The following is a 16,247-nucleotide window of genomic DNA, read 5'->3' as shown; positions in this document are numbered from 1 at the left end:
AGACTTTGCTAACTTTCAGGCAAAGTGACTTAGGGAGAGGCGCGGTGGAGCACCCCGTCACGGGACCTTTTCCGCCGGTCCTTGCGGCTACCTTTCGTGCGACAGCAGACAGACGGTCTCCACGTGCTTGGTGTGGGGGAACATGTCCACGAGCTCGATTCTGCGCGCGTGCCAGCCGTGCCTGCGGAACTCCCCCAGGTCGCGGAGCTGCGTCTGGGGGTTGCAGCTCACGTAGACCACCGCCCGGGGCTCGAGGGCGCAGACCGCGGCGATGAACTCGGGGGTTGATCCGGCGCGCGGCGGGTCCATCATCACTACGTCGAAGCCTTCGCCACCACGCTCCCGCAGGCGCCTCATGTACTTGGTGGCGTCGGCTCGGACGAAGTCACAGGAGGCGGAGAGGCCGTTCTCGCCCGCATTCCTCCTTGCGCAGTCCACGGCGCCCGCCACCTGCTCCACCCCCACGACGCGCACGTCTCGCCCGTTTTCTTGTGTGGCACGGGCGGCGCAGATGCCTATGGAGCCCGTGCCACAGTAAGCGTCGAGCATGCGCTCGCCGGCCCGAAGCTCCGCCGCGTCGATGGCCAGGCTATAGAGCACCTCGGTCTGGGCGGGGTTGGTCTGGTAGAAGCTGGTCGGCCCCACCTCGAAGCGACAGCCCAAAAGCTTGTCGTGCATGACGCCCGGTCCCAGGAGGGTAACGCAGTCGCGGCCCAGTATGGCGTTGGTGCGCCTTTGGTTGACGTTCTGGACGATGCTCGTGAGCTCGGGGTGAGCCTCCTTGAGCATGCGGGCGAGCCTGGACGCGTGGGGGAGCTGGGACCCGTTGGTGACGATGGTCAGGAGGACCTCGTCCGTGGCGTACCCGCTGCGTACGACGGCGTTTCTCAGGACTCCTGTGCCTTGGTCCTCGCGGTACGCGGGAATGTGCAGCCGCTCCGCCGCCCGTGCGAGGTCGTCGATCATCGTCCTTCCGCAGGGGTCCTCCACCAGGCAGTCGTGACAGGCCACGATGCGATGGCTCCCTGCCTCGTAGAAGCCGGACCTGACCCTCCCCTTCGCCCCTGGGGCGAAGGGAGAGGCCATCTTGTGGCGGAAGCGCAGGGGTTCCTCCATGCCATGGACGCGCCCTAGCTCGCAGCCGTCCTCCTCGACGGCGGGCGAGAAGAGCTCCTCCATGGCCTCCTGCTTGCGCCTCAGCTGGATGGGGTAGGGGACGGCGAGCCACTCGCAGCCACCGCAGCGCCTGGATATGGGGCAGGTGTAGGTCCTGAATCCCACGCTCTTCTCCCGCCTCGCTTGCCTCGCCTTGGTTACCAACTTGTACGGGCTATTGTACGGCCAGGTCTCGCACGTCGATCGAGCGATAGAATCTGGGAACCACGAATCGACCGCGACAGAAGGGGGACCTCATGGGAGCTCCTACCAAGATCGGCATCATCGGAATGGGCCACGTTGGCGCGCACGTGGCAAACGCCATTCTCTACCAGGGACTTGCCGCCGAGATCTATTGCGTCGACTCCATCGAGAGCAAGGTCGCCTGCGAGGTCAACGACCTCCAGGACGCCATGCCCTTCTACCCCCGCCAGGCGCGCGTGTACAACTGCCATGAGAACTACGAGGAGCTCCTGGGCTGCGACGTCATCGTCAACGCCGCAGGCCACGTCGCCCAGGCGGCTGGCAACCGCGACGGCGAGCTCTTCTGCACCGCGGAGGAGACCAAGAAGTGGGCGCCGCGCATCAAGGGCTACAAGGGCGTCATCGTCACCATCGCCAACCCCTGCGACGTCGTCGCGACCATGGTCTGGAAGCTCGCCGAGCTCGAGCCGCGCCAGGTCGTGGGGTCGGGCACCGCACTTGACTCCGCACGCTTCCGCCATGCCCTCTGGGACGCCACCGGCTACAACCCCAACTCCATCACCAGCTGGATGATCGGCGAGCACGGTGCGAGTCAGTTCGCCGCTTGGTCGCACGTGTCGTTTGGCGCCACGCCACTGGCGGAGCTCGAGAAGTCAGATCCCAAGCACTTCTCCTTCGACAAGGACGCCATCGAGGAGGCCGCGCGCATGGGCGGCTACGTGACCTACGCCGGCAAGCAGTGCACCGAGTACTCCGTGGCAAACGCCGCGACCGAGCTGGTCAAGGCCGTGGTGCAGGACTCCAAGCTCATCACCCCCGCGGGCACCCTGCTCGAGGACGTCTACGGAGAGAGCGGCCATTACAGCTCCATCCCCTGCGTCATTGGCAAGGACGGCGTCGAGGCCACCTTCCCCCTCGAGCTCAGCGCCGACGAGCAGGAGAAGTTCCACGCCAGCTGCAAGCACATCCAGGACAACCTCGAGAAGGTCAGGTGCTGGTAGGCTGACCCGTCACGAGTCGTAAGGCGATTTCAGCGAGGAGCCGGCGACCACGACGGCCGTCGGGTCCTCTCGCCTGTAAATGCTACGGTAGACAATACAATTGAACTTTATTCAAAATTCGTCCACCATCGTCTTCCAAGAAGAGTAAAGTGACCCCAGTTTTAAATTAGGGTCAAAACGACTCACGAGGAGGGGTGGCCATGCAGTCCAAGATCGCGCACGCGGCAGAGCGCAAGGCCTTTGGCGTCGCCATAGACCGGATCATCAAGAGCGCATCGGGCGAAGACCGGGAGAAGAACGTCGAGCACCTCATCGACATGGCGGGCAAGCTTCTGAAGGACACCTCCCCCGGTGCCACCCGCGGCATCCGCAAGGGCCTCTACCCTGGCTCCAAGTGGGAGAATTGGCTCTTTGACGTCATCGACACCACCGACCCCAACGTGCTGCGCACGACGGTGCTCAACGGTGGCTACGAGGCTGCCTTCCGCGGCCTGCGCAACACCACGGCAAACGCCGAGAAGTACCAGTGCAACGTGCCCTGGATCATCCTCTTCGACCCCACGAGCGCCTGCAACAAGCACTGCGTGGGCTGCTGGGCGGCAGACTACGGCAACCGCCTCAACCTGAGCTACGACGAGATGGACCGCCTCGTCACCGAGGCGTCGGACCTGGGGACCCACCTCTTCATGCTCACCGGCGGCGAGCCCCTGGTGCGCAAGGCCGACGTGCTCAAGCTGGCCGAGAAGCACAACGACTGCCTCTTCAACATCTTCACCAACGCCTCGCTGGTGGACGAGAGGTTCTGCGAGGACGTGCAGCGCCTGGGCAACGTCGTGTTCTCGGTCTCGCTCGAGAGCTACGAGCCCAGCGTGAATGACGGCCGCCGTGGCGACGGTTCGTTCGAGGAGGTCATGCGCGCCTTCGACCTCATGAAGGCGCACGGTCTGCTCTACGGCACCTCCACCGCCTACACGCGCGAGAACACGGAGCGCGTCTCGAGCGACGAGTTCTTCGACCTCATCATCGAGAAGGGCTGCCGCTGGGCCTGGTTCTTCCACTACATGCCGGTGGGGGAGGGCGCCAACGCCGACCTCATGCCCACCGTCGAGCAGCGCGAGTACATGCTGCACCGCATCCGCGAGATCCGCGGCGTCGAGGGCGGCAAGCCCATCTTCGCCATGGACTTCCAGAACGACGGCGAGTACGTGGGCGGCTGCATCGCGGGAGGCCGCGTCTACTGCCACGTCAACGCCCGTGGCGACGTGGAGCCCTGTGTCTTCATCCACTACTCCAACGTGAACATCCGCGACCACAGCTGGCTCGAGTGCCTGCAGCAGCCCATCTTCCAGGCCTACCGCCGGCACTGGCCTTGGAACGACAACATGCTCCAGCCCTGCCCCATGCTCGAGAACCCCAAGATCCTTCCCAAGATCGTGGAGGAGTCCGACGCCAAGACCAGCGAGTACGTGGCACCTGAGAGCGCTGAGGACCTCTGCGCCCGCGTGACCCCCTACGCCGAGGAGTGGGCGCCCAAGGCCCGCGAGCTCTGGCTTGCCGAGCATCCTACGGGTCGCAAGGTCTACGAGGACGAGATGTCGCAGCAGAGCGTCGACTTCAAGGCCAAGGTCATAGCCGAGGAGGACGCGCGCGAGGAGGCCGTCATCGAGTAGGGTCTTTCCCGACAACGCTGCGCCGTGCCTGCGCCCACCGCGCATGCACACACGCTGCCCGACGAGTGATTCGCGCGCTGGCCGTCCATGGGTATGGTGGTAGCCAGCGCGCGGCCTCGCCGGGCGCTTGTCGTCCATAGGTGCACGGTGGCTTCGCCGTCGCGTTCTTCCCCTCGGCGTCGCCGCCAGACTTGCGGCTCGAGGAGGAACCATGGCAGATTCGTCTAACGAGAGGGTAAAGAACCTCGCGCTCGTGGGCCAAGGCGGCGTGGGCAAGACCATGCTGGCCGAGGCCATGCTTCACCTGACGGGCAAGACGACCCGTCTGGGAGGCCACGCCGGCACTAAGCCCACGCTTGACTACGACAGCGAGGAGGGCGCCCGCGGCTTCTCCATCTCGACCACCATCGCGCCGGTCGAGTGGAACGGCGTAAGGATCAACGTCCTGGATGCCCCCTGCTATCCTGACTTCGTCGGCGACGCCTATGGCGCTCTCGCCGCGGCTGAGACGGCGCTCTTCATGGTCGACGCGGCGAGCGGCCCTGGCACCATCACTACCCGCCTTTGGTTCGCCGCCGAGGAGCTCTCGCTCGCCCGCGCGCTCTTCATCAACCGCTTGGACCGCTCCGACGCGGACTGGGACACCGCCCTGCTCACGGCCCAGGAGCGCTTCGGCAACCGCCTGGCCCCCGTCACCATCCCCATGGGGTCTGGGGATGCCTTCGCGGGCATCATCGACGTCGTGCACATGAGGTCACGCCACCTCGTGGACGGCAAGCCCGTGGTGGGGGAGGTCCCCGCCGAGTTCCTCGAGGCCGCCCAGGCGGCCCACGCGCAGCTCACCGAACTCGTCGTCGAGGCGGACGACGAGGCCATGATGACCTACCTCGAGGGCGGCGAGATCAGCCAGGAGCTGCTCGAGTCCCTTCTCGCCACCGCCATCGCACAGCGCATCTTCGTCCCCGTCTTCGCGGGCTCCTGCGTCAAGGAGGAGGGCGTCATCTCGCTCATGGACGACGTGGCGGCGTGGTTCCCCAGCATGGCCGACTTCGGTCGCGTGCCCCTGGTCAACGGGGAGACGCTGGACATCTCTCCCGACGACGATCGCCCCGTCGCCTTCGTGTTCAAGTCGCTGCAGGACCAGCAGAACGGGCGCCTCTCCTTCGTCAAGGTCCTGGCCGGCACGCTCACGCCCGGCATCGAGCTCATGAACGCGCGCACCCGCAAGACCGAGCGGCTGGGTCACCTCTACAGCATGTGCGGCCGCGAGACCACCGACGTCAAGTCGGTCGCGGCGGGCGACGTCTGCGTGGTTCCCAAGCTCGAGGCAATGACCGGCGACACCCTCTCGGTCACCGGGAAGGTCGAGGCCGCCGCCTTCCGCTTCCCCAACTCCCTCTATCGCATCGCCGTCGAGCCGGACGAGCGCGGGAGCGAGGGCAAGGTCTTTGCCTTCCTGGAGAAGAGCGCGGCCGCCGATCCCACGCTGAGCGTCGAGCGCGACGAGGAGACCGGGCAGACCGTCATCTCCGCCATCGGAGAGGCGCAGGTCTCCGTCCTCCTCGACCGTCTCGAGGAGCGCGCGGGCGTCACGGCTCACACCGTCAAGCTGCGCATCCCCTATCGCGAGACCATCCGCCGCGTCGCGAGCGCCCAGGGTCGTCACAAGAAGCAGACCGGCGGCGCCGGCCAGTACGGCGACTGCTGGCTGCGTGTCGAGCCCAACCCCGGAGCGGGCTACGAGTTCGTGGACGAGGTCGTGGGCGGGCACATCCCGCGCAACTTCATCCCCGCCATCGACAAGGGCGTGCAGGAGACCATGGTGGACGGCGTCCTTGCCGGATACCCCCTCATCGACGTGCGCGTTGCCGTGTACGACGGTTCCTACCACCCTGTCGACTCCAACGAGATGGCCTTCAAGACGGCAGCGCGCATTGGCTTCCAGAAGGCGATAGGCCAGGCAGAGCCCGTCCTGCTCGAGCCCATGGCCCACATGAGCATCACCGTGCCCGACAGCTACGCCGGCTCGATCATGGGTGACGTGTCCGCCTCTCGTGGCCGCGTCGAGGGCATGTCGGCCGCCAGCGGCCAGGGCGAGCAGGGCATGACCACCATCGAGGCGACCATTCCCTACGCCGAGGTCACCGACTACGCCACGCGCCTGCGCTCGCTCTCGCGCGGGACGGGCGAGTTCGAGCTCGAGGTCTCGGGCTACGAGCAGGTGCCCCACGACGTGCAGGCCAAGCTCGCGGCAGAGTATGCCGAGAGGCGCGCAGAGGGCAGGTAGCGGCAGGCGAGGCGGGCCGCGCGGGTCACAGGATGGGGGTGTCGCCCTTGCGGCGGCACCCCCTCGCGCTTGCGGTTTGGCGGGTGCCTGCCTCCGTCCCGCGCGTCTGGTCTATTCTTGTCTGACGGAACCCTGCGAGCCGTTAGGTTGGTTGAACCATGTGGAGCGAGCTCTTCCCTGCCGTCCTGGCGTCCTGCGCCGTCATCTTCGTCCCGGGCTATCTCATGGGACGGGCCCTCGGCCTTTCCCGGAGCTGGTCCGTGTGCATGGCGCCCCTGCCTTCCTTTGGGCTCATCGCCCTCGCCGGCATCCTGTATGGGACGTTGGGCGTTGCGGCCCAACCCCTGACGCTCCTCCTCCCCCTCTCCCTCCTCCTCGCGGTTCTTGCCCTCCTGGGCCGCTCGTTCCGGCTGCCCGACCTCCCCCGCATTGGCTGGGGAATGATCGCCCTCTACCTCGCGATGGGCCTGGTGGCCACCACGTTCATGTTCGTGCGGATGCTTCCCAGCGCCAACGCCGTGATGACGGGCAGGGACCTGGCTCACCACATCAACAGCATCAGGGCGTTCGTCTCGACGCAGTCCTTCTCGTCTCTGAGGATGGGTCCGTACCTGCTTTCCCAGGACCTTTCCGTCGACCCCTACGCTCTTCCGGGCTTCTATCCTGCAGGCTGGCATGCCGCCGTCACCCTGGTGGTGCAGATGGGAGTCACAGAGATCTCGGTCGCGATCAACGCGGTGAACGTGACCATCTCGTCCTTCGTGTGGCCGCTGGGCACCCTCGTCTTCCTTGCCTGGTCGTTTCGTGGCAAGCGCCGCCCCCTTGCCGCCGGCGCGCTCGCCACGGTGAGCTTCATGGCGTTCCCCTGGTACTTCATGAAGTTCGGCCCCATCTACCCCAACCTCGCGGGATTTTCCCTCGTGTTTCCCTGCGTCGTCGCCTTCATGCTTCTCGTGGAGCCTGCGTGGAAGCGCCCCGCGCGCCTCAGGGCGCTCGCACTCTTCCTCGTGGGCGGCGTGGCGCTCGCCCTCACGCAGCCAAACGCGATCTTCGTGGCCGCCGTCATCCTGGTTCCCTACGTCGCGGCGCGCATCGTCTCTTCGGGCGGCGTCCTGAGGGTCCTCTTGCATGAGTTGCCATCCGGGCTGGTGGCAGCCCTCTGGGTCGTGGCCTGTGGTCTCGTCTGGCTTGCGCTCAATCGGGCGCCGTTCATGTCCGACGTGGTCGGCTTCGGGCTCTGGGGGTATCGCATCTCTCCCTGGGAGGCCCTCGTGAACGTCGCGACCCTTGCCTACCAGGCCTTCTTCGTTCCCGACCTGGGACAGCCCCTTCTTGCGCTCCTCGTGCTGCTGGGTCTGGTCTGGACTCTGAGGAACAGGAGACTGCGTTGGATGTCGGTGTCCTACGTCGCGGCTGCGGGCATCGTCTTTGGCAACGCGACCATGGGCGGCCTGGCGAAGCAGCTGCTCTCGGGCTTCTGGTATTCGGATCCGCCTCGCGTCGCCGCCGTCGCCGCCCTGTGCGCCGTCCCTTTGGCGGCGTTGGGCATGGACTGGGTCGTCACCGGCGTCTCTCGCGCATTGGGGGTGCGGGTCGGGGATGGTTCGCACCTTACCGCGTCCGCCCTCACGTCGGGAACCCTCGCCGCCCTCGCCATCCTCGTCTTCTATCCCGGGGTCAGGATTCCCACCCTCACCTTCAGCGCGTTTCCGAGTTCGGGACGGATCGAGACCCAGGTCGAGCAGACGAGGCTGCAGGTCCAGGAGGCGTACTCGCAGTACGGCTTCTACACCACGCGAGAGCGCGCCTTTGCCCGCAACTGCCAGAAGCTGATCGAGGCCGAGGGGGGAGCGGACGCCCTGGTGATCAACAACCCCTTTGACGGCAGCGCCTATGCGTACGGAGACGCGGGCATGCGCGTCTACTTCAGGGAGCTCAGCGAGGGGATAGGTGCGGATGGCGGGGCAGAGGCGACGGTGAGGGCGAGGCTCGATCACGTTGCCGACGACCCCGAGGTGAGGGCGGCGGTCAACCAGCTCGGCGCGCGCTACGTCATCAGGTTCGAGCACCTCAAGGAGGACAAGGCCTACTCGATGCTCTGGAACTACGACCATGACCTCTGGAAGGGCATCGACTCCGTCAACGAGGGCACCCCGGGCTTCGAGCTCGTGATGAGGCAGGGAGATATGGCGCTTTATCGCATAAGTGCCGCCTAAATCCTCGTGCCGACGTAACCGACCTGGCCTTTGGTATCCTTCTGGGGACCATAGCTGAACAGGGAGGTTGCGCATCCGCGCATGGACATAGCCATAAGCGTCACTGTCACCACGCTCCTCATACTCGTAAACGGATACTTCTCGATGGCCGAGATGGCCCTCTCGACCGCACGCAAGGTCATACTCGACCATGACGCGGACGAGGGCGACGAGAAGGCGGCGCGCGCGGCCCAGATGAGCGAGCATCCGGGTGACTTCCTCGCGGTCATCCAGGTGGGAATCACGCTGGTCGGCTTCTTTTCGTCCGCCTTCGCGGCCACGAGCCTCTCGGGTCCCCTCGCGAGCCAGCTTGCGTCCTGGGGCGTCCCAATGGACCTGGCCCACGTCCTCGCCACCGTGCTCATCACCCTTCTGGTCTCGTACATCTCCATCGTGGTGGGCGAGCTCGTGCCCAAGCGCATCGCGATGGCCGACGCCGAGGGCGTGGCAAAGAGCGTGGCCGGGCCTCTCAGGAGCTTCGCCGTCATCGCCCGTCCGCTCGTCGCGCTCACGGCGGCGAGCACCAATGGCCTCGCCGCGCTCCTCGGCATCGCTAGCGCCGACGACCGGCAGAACGTGGGCGAGGACGAGATCAAGTACATGGTCACCGACGCGGACGACCTGACGGACGAAGAGAAGTCCATGATCCACGAGATCTTCGAGCTGGGTGACGCCATCGCCCGCGAGGTTATGGTGCCCCGCGTGGACATGACGGCCGTCGAGGACTCGACCACGGTGGGCGACGTGATCGAGCTCATGCGCCGCACGGGCTACTCCCGCGTTCCCGTCTATCACGAGGACGTCGATCGCGTGGTGGGAATCGCGCACATCAAGGACCTCCTCGGCCCCGTCCTCGAGGAGGACGCGGGAGACAACATGATCGCCCGCTACATGCGTGGGGCCGACTTCGTGCCCGACACGAAGGACATCATCCCCCTGCTCTCCGAGATGCGCACCAGCCACGACCAGATGGTCATCGTGGTCGACGAGTATGGCGGCACGGCCGGCGTCATAACCATCGAGGACATCGTCGAGGAGGTCGTGGGCGAGATCGAGGACGAGTTCGACCCCGACAACAAGTACCTCACCCAGCTGGGTGAGCGCGAGTGGCTGGTGGACGGCCGCTTCAGCATCGACGACGCCATCGAGCTCGGTTGGCCCATCGAGGACCGCGAGGAGTACGAGACGGTCGCGGGCTTCGTGCTCGAGATAGCCGACGGCCTCCCCAAGCCGGGCGATGCCTTCGAGGTCGATGGCTACAGGTTCCTGGTGCAGTCGGTGCGCGGCCGCCGCATCGCCCTGCTCAGGGTCACGGCCCCGGAGCCAACGACCGGAGACGAGCCGCAGGGCTAGGTGGCAGGCGCGGCGCGCCACCAGGTGCCGTGGGGCGTCTCGCCGACGAGGCCCTGCAAGGCTCCCGTCCCAACCTGCGCGCGGGGCGTCCTCCTCGCCTTTGACTACAATGTATGGACGCATGCGGTTCCTAGGAAAGGCAGCTCCATGGCACAGCTCATAGACATCCTGCGGGTCGAGGTCGGCCTCAAGAACCTCGTTGCCCGGGTGCGCGTCTCGGACGAGGCTCCGCTCATGACCAGCGAGGACCTGCAGGGGACCACGCGCGTCTACAAGCTCATGCCTCACATCGTCGAGCATGCCTGCCTGGGGGACGCGAGCGAGACCTTTAAGGAGGTCATGGGCAACACCGAGCTGGCCCACCTCCTCGAGCACGTGACGGTGGAGCTGCTCTCGCGCTCCGCCGCCTCCGCGGAGGTCTCTTCTGGCCGCACCTACCCCGTCGCGGGAGAGGCGCGCACCTACGACGTCGAGCTCTCCTGCCCCGACGACGTGTTGGTGTGCGCCGCGCTCTCCAGCGCCGTCTGGGTCATGGACTGGGCCTTTGGCGGGGGAGAGGGGCCGCGCCCTGACGTCGACGCCATCGCCGAGGGCCTGACCGGACTGGTCCAGAGCCTGGGCGACGAGCCTGCCGAGGCATACGAGCGCGAAGTCCAGGAAGAGATTGACGCCGAGGTGGAGAAGAGAAGGGACGAGCTCCTGGCCCAGCGCGAGGACGAGCTCGCCCAGAGGAGGGCCCTCGCTGAGGCCGCCGCAGCGGCTGCCGCCGACCAGGCACGCGCCCGCGCGGCCGCCGAGTCGGCCGCGCTCGAGTCGAGCCGTGCGGAGGAACTCTCGCAGCTGCCAAGCTGGGCGGTGGATCCCGACGACCCTTTTGTCCGGAAGGTCAGGGAGGGCCGCGGCCCTGACTTCGTCCAGCGGGAGGCCTCGCCCGAGGCCTGGCAGTCGGCCCAGGAAAGCCTCGGCTCGAGCGATGAGGAGCGTTCCGGGGACGCAGGCGACGTCCTCGATTCGTCGCAGGCCCCCTTCGTCGAGACGGTCGACGAGCCGGGGCCTGTCACGGATGGCGGGGACGTTGAGGTCGAGCTCCCCTGGTAGGAAACGCGGTCACCGACCGCGACGCACTCCTCCGGGCATTTGCGCTTCTGGTAGCCCCAGGTCGGCTAGGATGGTGTCACCATGCAGGGGCGGTCTGTCTCCGCATACGGGAAGGATCTCTCGGCCTTGGCTGGGAAACGACGGGAGGAAGACATGAGCGCAAAGGGAGCACTTGGATTCGTGGCAGGCTTGTTCGCGGGAGCGACGGCCGGATTCGCGGCGGGAATCCTGATGGCGCCTCGTCCCGGCGCGGAGAGCCGAGCCATGGCCGCCGACGCCATGAATGACGCGTGGGACAGCGCGGTCGACTCATACGAGCGCGGCTCGCGCGTGGTCAACGACAAGATCGCCGGAGTCCGTCCGGGCATGGACGCCACCACCGACGAGCTGCGCGCCAAGGTCGACCTGGCCCGCGAGCGCATGGACCAGCTGCGCGACTCGCTCTCCGAGGCCGTGACCAACGCTTCCACGCAGGTGCAGGAGACGGTCTCGGACGTCGCCGACAAGGTCAGCGCTGCCGCCGAGGCGACGGCGTCGGACTCCGCGGTCCACGTGGAGGTCGTCGAGGACGATGCGACGGACGAGGGGTAGCGCTCCTTCGAACGCTGCGTTTGGGGGCGGGCGGACGTTTTGACGTCGCCCGCCCCGCTTGGTTTCGTGCGCGCGGCGCGAGAGGCGCGCGGAACGTTCCGGCAGCCGGTTCGGGAGCCATCGAGGGGAGAAGGGCATGGCCAGGATCTCGGAGCTCATGGGCAGGAAGGTGTACGAGCTGCGTCCTGCCCGCAAGGCGGGCGGCGAGCCTCGGCGCAGGAGGGTCGGCAGGGTGCATGCCGCGGTCTTCTCCCCCGACGGCAGGTCCCTGGTAGGCTACATGGTCAGGCGCCCCGACATCGCGGGGATGGTCAGGCGCCCCGACGCCTTCCTGGCACTTGACTCGCTCCGGTCGGGCGAGGACGCCATATTCCTGACGAAGGACGCGGGGCTGGCGCTGGATGACGGGGCCCGTGGCAGGCTGGGCCTTGAATGGGACTCCTGCGTCATGTGGGCGGGCATGGATGCCAAGACGGAGCGAGGTCGCGTCCTGGGCTACGTGGGTGACGCGACCTACGACGCCGGGACCGGTCGCGTGCAGAGCTTTGCCGTGGGAGACGGCGGCGTGGCCCAGTCGCTCGTGGGCTCGGTTCAGGTCCCCGCGTCCATGCTCAGGGGCTACCGAGGCGGCTACATGGTGGTGGACGACGCTGCGTCTCGGCTCTCTTTGAGCGGTGGTGCCGCGGCGAAGGCCGGTGAGGCGAGCGCCAGGGCGCAGATCGCCGGAAGGAAGGTCGCGGCACGAGCCGACGAGACGGCCTCTCAGGCGCTTGACAGGGGGTCCAGCGCGCTTGGCCGCGCGATCGGCAAGGCCAGAAGGTCCGTGGAGGGGGCAGCGCAAGGTGGGTTGGAGCCCAAGAAGGCGACGGCCACCCAGCCAGGGGCAAAGAAGACCTCGCGGAAGAACACGGGCGCGGACGGCGCACGAGCCGTGGGCCGCCAGATGAAGAAGGCCGGCGGAATGTTCGGCTCCTTCATGGACGAGTATCGCAAGGCGAGCAAGTAGGCCAAGCGCCCTCGGCCTTCGCGGGAAGATCGTCCTGCGGCCTACCCATCGGCCGTCCCCGGGGTACGCGGGCCAGGGCGCCTCCGCGTCCCGACAGCCTAGTATCCCATCGCCTGGAGCGCGAACATGATCACCGTGAGGACCACCACGGCGACGATGGTGAACCAGGTTAGCGCGTTCCAGATGCGCCCGTTGGCCCAGCGACCCATGACGTGGCGGTCGCTTGCGATGTTTACCATGCATACCAGGAGCACGGGCAGGAGCACGCCGTTCACGATCTGTGCTGCCATCATGATGCCGAAGAGGTTCGCTCCCGGGAGCAGCACCAGGGCGGCGCTCAGGATGGCGATGGCCGTCAGGATGCCGCGGTAGGCGGGGGCCTCCTTCCAGCTGCGGTCGGTGCCCCTCTCCCATCCAAAGGCCTCGCACACGGCACCCGCGGTGATGCCGGGCATGACGCAGGAGGCGAGGAACGACGCCCCCACAAGGCCTGCGGCAAAGAGCACGGCGCTGTACTTGCCCGCGAGCGGAACCAACGCCTGGGCCGCGTCGGCAGCGTCCTGAATCACCACGCCCGCGGGGAAGAGGACGCTTGCGGTCGTGAGCACAATGAACCAGGCGATGGCCTGCGAGACGAGCGCGCCGGACACGTTGTCGGCGCGCTGCCCAAGGATGTCGCCCTCGTCGAGGTTCTTCTCGGCAACGTTGCTCGAGACCATGAAGATCATGTAGGGCGAGATCGTGGTGCCTATGCTTGCCACCAGCAGCGAGATGTAGGCGGGGTCTCCCGACATCTGCGGCACGACCGTGCTGCCAAGCGCCTTGCCCCAGTCGGGTCCCACCACGACGCCGGTGATCACGTAGGTGACGAAGACGGCGGAGATGGTGAGGAGGACCTTCTCGATGTGGCGGTAGGATCCAGACATGGCCAGGAGCCACGACGCCAGGGCGGCCACGGGCACCGAGACGTAGACCGGGATGCCGAAGAGCAGAAGTCCCGAGGCGATGCCCGCGAATTCCGACACCGTGACGGAGAAGTTCGAGAGGATGACGGCCAGCATGGCGACCGTCGAGATGCGGATGCCAAACTGCTCGCGGATGAGGGAGGCGAAGCCCTTGCCCGTCACGCAGGCCATGCGCGCGGCGGTCTCCTGCACCACGACAAGCAGCAGGCAGGTGAGCGGGATGGACCAGAGCATGCCAAAGCCGTAGCGCGCGCCCTCGGACGAGAAGGTCGCGATGCCTCCCGCGTCCATCCCCGCCAGGGCGGTGAGGATGCCGGGTCCCATCACGGAGAGCGTCGAGCGGAGCCGCTGCCCCCTCGAGGGCGCCGCGTCGACTCCCGCCGCCCGTCGTGCCGTCGCCACCCTAGGCCCCCAGCCCGCCGGGGAGGCATGCGAGTGCGACGGCGTACACCACGATCGCAACGGCCATGGCCGTTGCCTGGAGCGCGAGGCCCGAGGTCTCGAGGTTCTTGGCGTCCCTCACGCGCAGGATGGTGAGGTATGCCGGCGCGCAGAGGAACGACGCCATAACGCTCACGGCCGCGGAGGCGAAGCCGTGGAAGCTCGGGTCGTACGCGCCCAGGCCGCTCGCGAAGAGCGCCGCCTTGATGCCGCCGGCGACGAGCAGGACGAGCGCGGAGAAGAGAAGCCCCAGGCCGAGCCCCTTGATGGTGAAGCCCAGAAGCGACGGCGCGTCCTCGTCGTCAGGGTCGTAGCCCAGGAAGAAGTTGGTGACGTAGCTTATGGAGTCGTTCGCGGCAATCACGGCCACGGGCAGCGCCAGCGCATGTAGGAGGGTCGTGTCGCTTGCCCCGTTGGTCCCCGCGACCAGGGCGAGCGCCGCCAGGCCCAGCATCCAGAAGGCGAACCACAGCTCGTTCCTGAGCAGCCAGACGAGGTCGTGGCCACCGCGCGACCCGTCCCCGTCGCGACTCGCCGCACCGGCGATCTGCAGGTCCTCCTCGTGCTCCTCCTCCATGACGTCGAGCGCGTCGTCCACCGTGACGATGCCCAGCAGCTTGCGCGCGTCGTCCACGACGGGCATGGCTAGGAGGTTGTACTTCGCGATGTCCTTGGCCACGTCCTCCTGGTCGTCGTCGGGGCTCGCCACGACGAGCTCGCTCTCGGCGATGTCCGACAGCACGGTCTGGCCGCCATGGACGATGAGGTCGTTCAGGCTCACCGCGCCGGCGAGGCGGCCTTCCTCGTCCTTGGTGTAGACGTAGCGGACGGACTCGAAGTTCTCGTCCAGACCACGAAGCGCCGTGATGGCGTCGTCTACGGTGCCCGTCTCGTCCACCAGGACGAACTCGCTGGTCATGATGCGGCCGGCGGTGTCCTCGCGGTACCCCAGGAGCTGGCGGATGGCCTTCTGCTCCTGTACGCCCATGAGCCGAAGCAGCTTCTCTGCCTTGTCGTAGTCGAGCTCGCTCACGAGCTCGGCCGCGTCGTCGGGGTCCATCTCCGACAGCATGCGCGACGCCGTGGCTTCCTCCATGTCGCCCACGATCTCGGCTGCCATCTGGTCGTCGTCGAGCTCGGCCATGGCGTCCGCCGCCTGCTCGTCGTCGAGTTGGGCGAAGACCTGGCCGCGCAGGCGCGGGTCGAGCCTCTCGATGATGTCGGCGACGTCGGCGGGGTGAAGCTCGTCCAGCGTCTTGTGCGAGACCGACAGCTTCACGTTGGATAGGTCCCTCTCCACCAGGTCCATGTAGTTCCAGGCGATGATGCGCTCGGGGATGGACTTCCCGAAGACGCGGGCGATCTTGAGGGACGCGCGCTCGAACGCGGGCGAGAGGGACCTCAGTATTCCCCGGACGCCCACCTCGGCGCCGAGGAGGCGCAGCTGAGAGGAGCTGGTGTCCGAGAGCTTGAGGTCGTTCACGCGCACGACGCGCATGCCGCGCGTGTCGACGATCTGCTTGTTGAGCAGGTCGCGGGCGATGAGGACCTCGTTGGGTTGGAGGTACGAGAAGCGGATGTCGGTCGAGACGACCTTGAGTCGCACCTCGTCGTCGTCGAAGGAGCCTACGTACTTGCGCCACGAGATCATGAACGGTGTCTTGCCGGGCCCCTCGACCGCGAGCGAGGTCACGCGGGGAAATACCTCGCCGGTGGCGATGCCGAGGTCGTTGACCCTGCCAATCCTCTCACCGTCGAGGTCGTAAACGGGGTTGCCCAGCATTTGGGACAGATAGATCATGCGTGCTCCTTCGTTGGTCCGTCGCCGCGCATCGCCGTGGATCGCGTCGCCTTCGCCGGGGGTACCCCGCGGTGAGACCAACCAGGACGCACCGAGGGGTCATCGACTGTGAGGTCGAGGTTTCATCAATGACCCTTCTCGTAGCTTCTTCTCGTCACAAGGCGGGGTCGAAATGGCCACCTGCCTGCGCCTTGAGCATTGTACACGCGTCGAGCTGCCAGAACTCCCACGAATGCCAATCACCACGCAGGAAGGTCATGCGCCATCCCGCGCACCGTCCCGTCGCCCATTCCCGTCCAGGGGCACGCCGCGCGAGCCAGCTGATGTGGGATACTTCCTGGGGTGGACCCGCAGTCAGAGAAGGGGGCGCGAGGTGAGGACCCTGCAAGCCAAGCACTTCCTTGCGGCCTCTCCCGAGGA

The 16,247-nt window shown here is 66.8% G+C and carries 11 protein-coding genes; 8 read left to right on the top strand and 3 right to left on the bottom strand.

What is annotated here, in order from left to right:
- Window positions 1–87 precede the first annotated feature (87 nt).
- A complete protein-coding gene (rlmD, locus tag HMPREF1868_RS07250) occupies window positions 88–1,281 on the bottom strand; it encodes a 23S rRNA (uracil(1939)-C(5))-methyltransferase RlmD (protein WP_062531509.1) in 1,194 nt (397 codons plus the stop codon).
- A gap of 131 nt (window positions 1,282–1,412) precedes the next feature.
- On the opposite strand from rlmD, the gene HMPREF1868_RS07245 reads away from it, so the two are divergent.
- From HMPREF1868_RS07245 to HMPREF1868_RS07210, 8 genes are all read left to right on the top strand, one after another.
- A complete protein-coding gene (locus HMPREF1868_RS07245; RefSeq protein ID WP_062531508.1) occupies window positions 1,413–2,360 on the top strand; it encodes a lactate/malate family dehydrogenase in 948 nt (315 codons plus the stop codon).
- A gap of 200 nt (window positions 2,361–2,560) precedes the next feature.
- Window positions 2,561–4,030: a radical SAM/SPASM domain-containing protein gene (locus tag HMPREF1868_RS07240; protein WP_062531507.1), complete on the top strand. Its 1,470-nt coding sequence runs from the start codon at window positions 2,561–2,563 to the stop codon at window positions 4,028–4,030.
- A 211-nt stretch (window positions 4,031–4,241) separates the two neighbouring features.
- Window positions 4,242–6,317, top strand: coding sequence for an elongation factor G (locus HMPREF1868_RS07235; protein ID WP_062531506.1), 2,076 nt, complete (start codon window positions 4,242–4,244; stop codon window positions 6,315–6,317).
- A gap of 158 nt (window positions 6,318–6,475) precedes the next feature.
- Entirely contained in the window at window positions 6,476–8,533 is a 2,058-nt protein-coding gene (locus tag HMPREF1868_RS07230) for a DUF6541 family protein (protein ID WP_062531505.1), read from the top strand.
- 81 nt (window positions 8,534–8,614) lie between these two features.
- Entirely contained in the window at window positions 8,615–9,925 is a 1,311-nt protein-coding gene (locus HMPREF1868_RS07225) for a hemolysin family protein (protein ID WP_062531504.1), read from the top strand.
- A 147-nt stretch (window positions 9,926–10,072) separates the two neighbouring features.
- Entirely contained in the window at window positions 10,073–11,023 is a 951-nt protein-coding gene (locus HMPREF1868_RS07220; RefSeq protein ID WP_062531503.1) for a cyanophycin synthetase family protein, read from the top strand.
- A 153-nt stretch (window positions 11,024–11,176) separates the two neighbouring features.
- Window positions 11,177–11,614: a YtxH domain-containing protein gene (locus HMPREF1868_RS07215; protein WP_062531502.1), complete on the top strand. Its 438-nt coding sequence runs from the start codon at window positions 11,177–11,179 to the stop codon at window positions 11,612–11,614.
- A 136-nt stretch (window positions 11,615–11,750) separates the two neighbouring features.
- A complete protein-coding gene (locus tag HMPREF1868_RS07210; protein WP_009278243.1) occupies window positions 11,751–12,620 on the top strand; it encodes a PRC-barrel domain-containing protein in 870 nt (289 codons plus the stop codon).
- Between the two features lie 98 nt (window positions 12,621–12,718).
- Here HMPREF1868_RS07210 and HMPREF1868_RS07205 read toward each other — a convergent pair whose 3' ends face one another.
- Window positions 12,719–13,987 carry an Nramp family divalent metal transporter gene (locus HMPREF1868_RS07205; protein ID WP_197414973.1) on the bottom strand — a complete coding sequence of 423 codons (1,269 nt, stop codon included), beginning with the start codon at window positions 13,985–13,987 and terminating at the stop codon, window positions 12,719–12,721.
- A 1-nt stretch (window position 13,988) separates the two neighbouring features.
- Window positions 13,989–15,827 carry a magnesium transporter gene (locus HMPREF1868_RS07200; RefSeq protein ID WP_062531500.1) on the bottom strand — a complete coding sequence of 613 codons (1,839 nt, stop codon included), beginning with the start codon at window positions 15,825–15,827 and terminating at the stop codon, window positions 13,989–13,991.
- Between the last annotated feature and the right edge of the window lie 420 nt (window positions 15,828–16,247).

The organism is Olsenella sp. DNF00959 (assembly GCF_001553055.1).
In the GTDB taxonomy this organism is placed as follows: domain Bacteria; phylum Actinomycetota; class Coriobacteriia; order Coriobacteriales; family Atopobiaceae; genus Olsenella_I; species Olsenella_I phocaeensis.
This window is presented reverse-complemented; position numbering and strand designations above follow the sequence as displayed.

What these genes read in the sequence shown, in the direction of transcription:
- HMPREF1868_RS07245 (WP_062531508.1), top strand. Translation starts at nt 1,413, where the DNA reads ATGGGAGCTCCTACCAAGATCGGCATCATCGGAATGGGCCACGTTGGC.
- HMPREF1868_RS07215 (WP_062531502.1), top strand. Translation starts at nt 11,177, where the DNA reads ATGAGCGCAAAGGGAGCACTTGGATTCGTGGCAGGCTTGTTCGCGGGA.
- HMPREF1868_RS07210 (WP_009278243.1), top strand. Translation starts at nt 11,751, where the DNA reads ATGGCCAGGATCTCGGAGCTCATGGGCAGGAAGGTGTACGAGCTGCGT.
- HMPREF1868_RS07230 (WP_062531505.1), top strand. Translation starts at nt 6,476, where the DNA reads ATGTGGAGCGAGCTCTTCCCTGCCGTCCTGGCGTCCTGCGCCGTCATC.
- HMPREF1868_RS07220 (WP_062531503.1), top strand. Translation starts at nt 10,073, where the DNA reads ATGGCACAGCTCATAGACATCCTGCGGGTCGAGGTCGGCCTCAAGAAC.
- HMPREF1868_RS07235 (WP_062531506.1), top strand. Translation starts at nt 4,242, where the DNA reads ATGGCAGATTCGTCTAACGAGAGGGTAAAGAACCTCGCGCTCGTGGGC.
- HMPREF1868_RS07225 (WP_062531504.1), top strand. Translation starts at nt 8,615, where the DNA reads ATGGACATAGCCATAAGCGTCACTGTCACCACGCTCCTCATACTCGTA.
- HMPREF1868_RS07240 (WP_062531507.1), top strand. Translation starts at nt 2,561, where the DNA reads ATGCAGTCCAAGATCGCGCACGCGGCAGAGCGCAAGGCCTTTGGCGTC.
- HMPREF1868_RS07200 (WP_062531500.1), bottom strand. Translation starts at nt 15,827, where the DNA reads ATGATCTATCTGTCCCAAATGCTGGGCAACCCCGTTTACGACCTCGAC.